The sequence below is a fragment of the Thioalkalivibrio sp. genome, assembly GCF_007692535.1.
Classification (GTDB): domain Bacteria; phylum Pseudomonadota; class Gammaproteobacteria; order Ectothiorhodospirales; family Ectothiorhodospiraceae; genus Thioalkalivibrio.
This window is the reverse complement of record NZ_REBW01000180.1, coordinates 1-7,013: the sequence shown is the minus strand read 5'-3', so window position 1 is coordinate 7,013 and position 7,013 is coordinate 1. Positions and strand designations below refer to the sequence as shown.

At 64.3% G+C, this 7,013-nt stretch carries 4 protein-coding genes; all 4 read right to left on the bottom strand.

The window, feature by feature from the left end; all coding sequences use genetic code 11:
- Window positions 1–152: 152 nt before the first annotated feature.
- Window positions 153–2,066: a diguanylate cyclase gene (locus EA346_RS10470; RefSeq protein WP_296758332.1), complete on the bottom strand. Its 1,914-nt coding sequence runs from the start codon at window positions 2,064–2,066 to the stop codon at window positions 153–155.
- Between the two features lie 82 nt (window positions 2,067–2,148).
- The gene (nuoN, locus tag EA346_RS10465; RefSeq protein ID WP_296758330.1) at window positions 2,149–3,594 is read right to left on the bottom strand and encodes an NADH-quinone oxidoreductase subunit NuoN; all 1,446 of its coding nucleotides are present in this window, start codon (window positions 3,592–3,594) and stop codon (window positions 2,149–2,151) included.
- A gap of 13 nt (window positions 3,595–3,607) precedes the next feature.
- A complete protein-coding gene (locus EA346_RS10460) occupies window positions 3,608–5,131 on the bottom strand; it encodes an NADH-quinone oxidoreductase subunit M (protein WP_296758329.1) in 1,524 nt (507 codons plus the stop codon).
- Between the two features lie 157 nt (window positions 5,132–5,288).
- Window positions 5,289–7,013, bottom strand: a 1,725-nt coding sequence (gene nuoL, locus EA346_RS10455; protein ID WP_296758328.1) for an NADH-quinone oxidoreductase subunit L, incomplete at its 5' end; no start/stop codon positions are given.

Here is a 7,013-nt window from a genome sequence, read left to right as displayed (position 1 = left end):
GAACCTGCGACCTTCGGGTTATGAGCCCGACGAGCTGCCAGACTGCTCCACCCCGCATCAGAGGTGCGAGACTATACCAAAGAGATATCCGGCCCGCAAGGTGCCAATCGCGCGCCGCCAATGGCACGTTCGGCGATTTCGCTCCGCTGCGTCTACGCAGGGGGAGCCTTCGGCTGGGTGCAGCGCAGCTGCCCGCCGGCTAGGATACAGATGCGGTCACGGCCGGCATTCTTCGCGGCATAGAGCGCCTTGTCGGCGGAAACCACCAGGGCATTCACATCGTCCATTTCGTCCTCCTTGCCGGCCACTCCCACGCTGATGGTCACCCGCACCCTGGCTTCGCCAGCGTCGACCTCCAGCGCACGGACCGCCAAACGCAATCTTTCAGCGGCAACCAGCGCAGAGCGTGCATCGGCGTTTCTGCACACCACCAGGAACTCCTCGCCGCCCATCCGGCAGACATGGTCGTCCGTGCGCGCAGATGCCCTGAGGGCGGTGGCCAATTCGACCAGCACCCGGTCACCCACCGCGTGGCCATGTTGGTCGTTGATGCCCTTGAACTGGTCGACGTCAATCAGCAGGACCGTCAGCGGCAACCCGGCCCGCTCGGAGGCACTCCACGCCTGGTGCAGCGCGTCCATGCCGGCACGCCGGTTGGGCAGGCCGGTGAGGACATCCGTAAGGGCCGCATGCTCGAGCTTGCGGTTGGTGATCGCCAGCTCCGCCGCGAACTGCTTGAGCTGGGCGCGATCCTGCTCCCAGGCCTCCATCAGCAGCACGTGATGCGACGCCGCCCGAACCCGCGCGCGCAGGGCATACACGCTGACCGGCTTGGTCAGATAATCGTCCACGCCGGACTCGAAGGCCTCGGCCAGCCTCCCGTCCGTCTCGACGCCGATCAACAGGATCAGAAAAATGGACTTGCCCCAATCCGTGGCCCGCAGGGCCCGACAGAAGTCGAGGCCTTCATCGCCCGACATCATGCCGTCGATCAAAACCACCTGCGGCTGCACCTCGAGGGCCAGGCCCAGGGCCTCCTCGCCGTTGGCGGCCGAGTACACCGTGTGGCCCATGCGGGCCAGCATCCCGTTCAGCAGTAACCGCGTGGCGGCGTCATCCTCCAGCACCAGCACGCGGAATGAGGACGGGTCGGGGAATTCTCCCGGCTTCGAAGCCGCCGCCCTGGAAAGTTTTGCGAACGGGTGGATGAAGCGCACGGGTACCTGCAGCATCTCGCTCCATTCGTGCCACTCCTTCACGATCCGATCGACGAGTGCGCCCAGGTCGTCGGCATCGAGACCGATCTTGCCCCCCAGCAGCATGAGTTCGCTGATGCTCTCGCCCCGGCCACCGTCCGACGCCAGACCGAGATTCGCGATCCGGCTGGCGAGGAAGAACAGATGTACGATCCGATGCGGCCGCGAACCCTCCACGAATCCCGATGTCTCGGGCCTTTCGTGGTAGTAGACGGGCTCCGCAAGCGCCTTGGGGATGCCATAGTCGCGCATCAACTCAGCGGTACATTCATTGTGGTCGATCTGAAGGAACTGGCGCTCCAGGGCAACCAGCGAGCCGCCTTCCCGCTGGGCCCGGCGCAGCACTTCGCTGTACTCCGCCGGGTAGACCGTAGCCAATGCCAGAGAGCCGACACCCGCCAATAATCCGCAGGCGAACAGGTCATCCGGGGACGCCGCGCGGCTGAGCTCCCCCAGTTCCCGCGCGGCGAGCGCCATCAGCAGGGAACGGGACCAGAAATCCTCGTAATTGAAGGCTTCGCAGGGCCCTTCCCGGTATTGGTCGACGAGCGAAAAACCCAGGCTGACCTGCCGCACCGTGCCGAGTCCGAGCCGAACGATGGCCTCCCGCACGGACGCCAAGGCTCTCCCCGCCCGCGCAGCCGAATTGGCCAACCGCAGCAGCCGCCCCGCCAGGGCGGGATCGGTCTGGACCACGTTGGCGACTGCGTCCATCGTCGCGTCTTCCCGGCGGCACACTTCCATGACCGCGAAGGCCACCCCTTTCGGGCTCGGCAGCTGTCCGCTATCCCTGAGTTCTTCGATCGGCATGTCGCTCACCCCGAGTTTCCCGCTGGGGCTGCCGGCCCACCTGCGCCGCCCCAGGGACTACACGCCCGCTGGAAGCCCTGATTCAACCGGCAATGGCGTAGTGGGTCAGCGTCAGCAGCAGACCGGGGAAGATGCCCAGTGCCAGCACGGCCAGGCCGTTGATGCTGATCGCCGTTGCGAAGACCCCGCCACGATCCGCGGGCGCGCGCTCCACGACCGGCTCGTCGAAGAACATCAGCTTCACCACGCGCAGGTAGTAGAAGGCGCCAATGATCGAGAAGATGACCGCGTACACGCCGAGCCAGACATACCCGGCGCCGATCGCCGCCTGGATCACCGCAAGCTTGGCGAAAAAGCCGACGGTGGGCGGTACCCCGGCCATGGAGAACAGGAGCAGCAGCATCAGGAAGGCGAACCAGGGATTGCGTCGCGCCAGACCCTTGAAATCCTCCAGCTGGTCGGCCTCGAAGCCGCGTCCCGACAGCAGGATGATCATGCCGAAGCCGCCGGCCGCGGTCACGGCATAGACGATGATGTAGAACATCGCCGAGGCGTAACCGGTGTCCGTGCCGGCCAGAATGCCCATGAACAGGAACCCGACGTGGGCGATGGTCGAATACGCGAGCATGCGCTTCAGGCTGGTCTGGGCGATCGCGATCACATTACCCACCGTCAGCGACAGCACCGCGAGCACGACCAGCATGCCCTGCCAGTCGCCGTGCAGCGGACCCAGACCTTCGACCAGCAGCCGCATCAGCAGCGCGAAACCGGCGATCTTGGGTGCCGTCGCGATGAACAGCGTGACCGCCGTCGGCGCACCGTCGTAGACGTCGGGTACCCACATGTGGAACGGGACCGCGCCGAGCTTGAAGGCCACGGCCACCACCACGAACACGAGCCCGAACACGAGCGGCACGTTCATGCCTTCTTCGGCAGCGGTCAGCGCCGCGGCGACGGTCGCGATGTCCAGGCTGCCGGTCATGCCGTAGATCATCGACAGCCCGTACAGCAGCAGACCCGAGGCCAGCGCCCCGAGCACGAAGTACTTCATTGCAGCCTCGGAGGCCCGGGCCGAGTCGCGCCAGAAGGCCACCAGCGCGTAGGAGACCAGGGCCAGCAATTCCAGCCCCAGGTATAGGGTCAGGAAATTGTGCGCCGAGATCATGATCATCATTCCCAGCACGCCGAACAGCCCTAGCACGTAGAACTCGCCCTTGTAGATGTCGCGCTCCATCAGGTAGGGGCGCGAGTACAGGAACACGAAGAAGGTGACCACGTATGTGGCCAGTTTCAGCACGTCGCTCATCGGATCGGCGACGAAGGTGCCGTGGAAGGTGATCTGGGTCTCGGGACCGGCCAGCCAGAAAGTCAGGCCCGCGGCTCCGATCAGAGTCGCCTGGACCAGGCCGTAGGTGATGTCTCGGCGCGAGTCCGGCAGGAAAGCGTCCAGCACCAGGATCAGGCAGGCCATGCCCAGCACGAACATCTCGGGCACCGCGGGCAGAAAGGCTGGAATCTCGAAATTCATGTCAGGTCCTGTATCAGAGCGCAGGCAGCTTCGACTGGGCGATGTGGGCCACGAGGTGGTCGATGGTGGCATTCATCACGTCGAGCAGCGGAGCCGGCCAGACGCCGAGCAGCAGCACGAAGAACGCGAGGACACCCATGATCAAGAACTCACGGCGGTCCAGATCCTTCAGCTTGGCCACGTTGTCGTTGCCGATTTCGCCGAAAATCACCCGCTTCACCAGCCACAGGGTGTAAGCCGCCGCCAGGATCAGCGTGGTGGCGGCCAGGAAGGCCAGCCAGAAATCGGCCCGGAAGGCGGCCAGGATCACCATGAACTCCCCGACGAACCCGGAGGTGCCGGGGAGACCCGTATTGGCCATTGCGAACAGCACGAAGAAGGCAGCAAACCAGGGCATGGTGTTCACCACCCCGCCGTAGTCCGCGATGTTGCGGCTGTGCATGCGGTCGTAGAGCACGCCGACCGCGAAGAACATCGCGGCGGAAATGAAGCCATGCGAGATCATCTGGACCATGCCGCCGGCGATGCCCATCGAAGCCCCGGACCAGTCGCCGGTATTGCGGAAGATCATGAAGGCGATGAAGAAGCCGAGCGTGACGAAGCCCATGTGCGCGATCGAGGAATAGGCGATCAGCTTCTTCATGTCGCTCTGCACCAGCGCCACGAGCCCGATGTAGACGACGGCGATCAGCGACAGGGTGATCACCAGCACGTCCAGCACCGCGGCCGCGTCCGGGGTGATCGGCAGACTGAAACGCAGGAAGCCGTAGCCGCCGATCTTCAGCATGATCGCCGCCAGGATCACCGAGCCGCCGGTCGGCGCCTCGACGTGCGCGTCCGGCAGCCAGGTGTGCACCGGGAACATCGGAATCTTCACCGCGAAGGCCGCGAAGAAGGCCAGGAAAATCAGGATCTGCGCCGTCATCGGCAACGGCAGGTGATGGAAATCGAGGATCGCGAAGCTACCGGACTGCAGGTACATGTAGATCAGCGCGATCAGCATGAAGACCGAGCCCAGGAAGGTGTACAGGAAGAACTTGATCGTCGCGTATACGCGCCGCGGCCCGCCCCAGATGCCGATCACCAGGAACATCGGGATCAGCATCGCCTCGAAGAACACGTAGAACAGCACCGCGTCGAGTGCCGAGAACATCCCGATCATCAGCCCCTGCATCACCAGGAAGGCGGCCACGTAGTAGCCGACCTGCTCCTTGACCGAACCCCATGCGGCGATCACCACAAGCACGGTGGTCAATGTGGTCAGCAGGATCAGCGGCATGGAGATGCCGTCCACCCCCAGGTGGTAGTGGACATTGAAGGCCGCGATCCAGGGCGTGAACTCCTGGAACTGCATCTCGGCGGTGCCGCGCTCGAAAGTGAACCACAGGAACAGACTGGCGACGAAGGTGGCCAGGGCGACCGCCAGCCCCAGACGCAGCGCGACCGCCGGCGCCTCGCGACCCGCCGCGAGCGTCAGGAAACCGCCCAGGATCGGCAGCCAGATCAGCAGACTCAGGATGGGCCAGTCAGTAAACATGGTCGTTCCTTGATGGAGCCGGGACGCAGCAACGGCACAGCGACTCCACGGCGGCTCCGACCATCGCGGGGGTCAACCCGGCGCGTGGGCGGTGACGGGGCCCGGACCGCTCGGCGGGGCTGGAGGAATATCGTGCTGTCAACATGGCGGCAGGCATTCAGATCACGAAGGCGAAGATCAGGACCAGCAGGCCGATGATCATCACGAAGGCGTAGTGGTAGAGAAAACCGGTCTGGATGCCGCGCACCCGCGCCGCGATCCAGCCAACCGAGCGGGCGGTCCCGTTGACCAGCAGACCGTCGATCACCATGGCATCGCCATAGCGCCAGAGCCACCGGCCGAGGCCGCGCGACCCGGCAGCGAAGACCCGGTCGTTGAAGGTGTCGAAGCCATATTTCTCTTCGAGAATACGTACGCCCAGGCGCAGGCGTTCGGCGATCACCCCGGGCAGATCCGGCCGCTTTATGTACAGATACCAGGCCGTACCCAGGCCGGCCATCGCGAGCCAGAAGGCCGGCAGCATCAGGCCGTGCAGAACGAAAGCCAGAACGCCGGTGTAGGTCTCACCCTTCATGCCCAGCACATCCTGCTCTTCCAGCACGAAGAGACTGTCCGCGAAGAAGTCACCGAACAGCATCGGGCCAATGAAGTACCCGGCCACCACCGACGGGATCGCCAGCAGGATCAGCGGCACGGTGACGACCCACGGCGACTCCTTCGGCTTGAGCGGTCCGTGCTCGTGATGGTCATCGTCGTCATGGTCATCGCCATGGTCCGGCATGTACTTGTGCGCCTGGTCGTAGCGCTCCTTGCCGTGGAAAACCATGAAGAACATGCGGAAGGTATAGAGCGCGGTCACGAACACTCCGAGCAGCACCAGCCAGTAGGCAAAGCCGGCCCCGGGGGTCTCGGAGTACCCCACCGCCTCGATGATCGCGTCCTTGGAAAAGAAGCCGGAGAAGAACGGGAATCCGATCAGGGCCAGCGAACCGATCAGCGCGGTCGCGTAGGTGATAGGCATGTACCGGCGCAGCCCGCCCATCGCACGCATGTCCTGGAGGTGGTGCATCGCGATGATCACCGAGCCCGCCGCAAGGAACAGCAGTGCCTTGAAAAAGGCATGGGTCATCAGGTGAAACAGGCCGGCCGCGTATGCCGAGGCACCCAGCGCCACGGTCATGTAGCCAAGCTGCGACAGCGTCGAATACGCCACCACCCGCTTGATGTCGTTCTGCACCAGGCCGATCAGCCCCATGAAGAAGGCCGTGATCGCACCGATCACCAGGATGAAGCTCAGCGCCGCCACCGAGAACTCGTACAGCGGCGACATGCGCGCGACCATGAAAATCCCGGCGGTGACCATCGTCGCGGCGTGGATCAGCGCGGAAATCGGCGTCGGGCCCTCCATCGAGTCGGGCAGCCAGACGTGCAGCGGAACCTGGGCCGACTTGCCCATCGCGCCGATGAACAGGAAGATCAGCGCCACGTCGAGCAGGCCGAAGGTGCCGCCCGGCCACAGGGTGATGGTGGCGTCGCGCATCGCCTCGGCCTCGCCGAAGACCTCGGTGTAGTTCAGGCTGCCGGCGTAGAAGACCAGCGTCGCGATCCCGATCAGGAAGCCGAAGTCCCCGACCCGGTTCACGATGAAGGCCTTCATGTTCGCGTAGATCGCGGTCGGACGCTTGTACCAGAAACCGATCAGCAGGTAGGAGACCAGCCCCACCGCCTCCCAGCCGAAGAACAGCTGCAGGAAGTTGTTCGCCATCACCAGCATCAGCATCGAGAAGGTGAACAGCGAGATGTAGGAGAAAAAGCGCTGGTAGCCGGGATCGTCGGCCATGTAGCCGATGGTGTAGATGTGCACCATCAGCGACACGAAGGT

What these genes read in the sequence shown, in the direction of transcription:
- EA346_RS10460 (WP_296758329.1), bottom strand. Translation starts at nt 5,131, where the DNA reads ATGTTTACTGACTGGCCCATCCTGAGTCTGCTGATCTGGCTGCCGATC.
- nuoN (WP_296758330.1), bottom strand. Translation starts at nt 3,594, where the DNA reads ATGAATTTCGAGATTCCAGCCTTTCTGCCCGCGGTGCCCGAGATGTTC.
- EA346_RS10470 (WP_296758332.1), bottom strand. Translation starts at nt 2,066, where the DNA reads ATGCCGATCGAAGAACTCAGGGATAGCGGACAGCTGCCGAGCCCGAAA.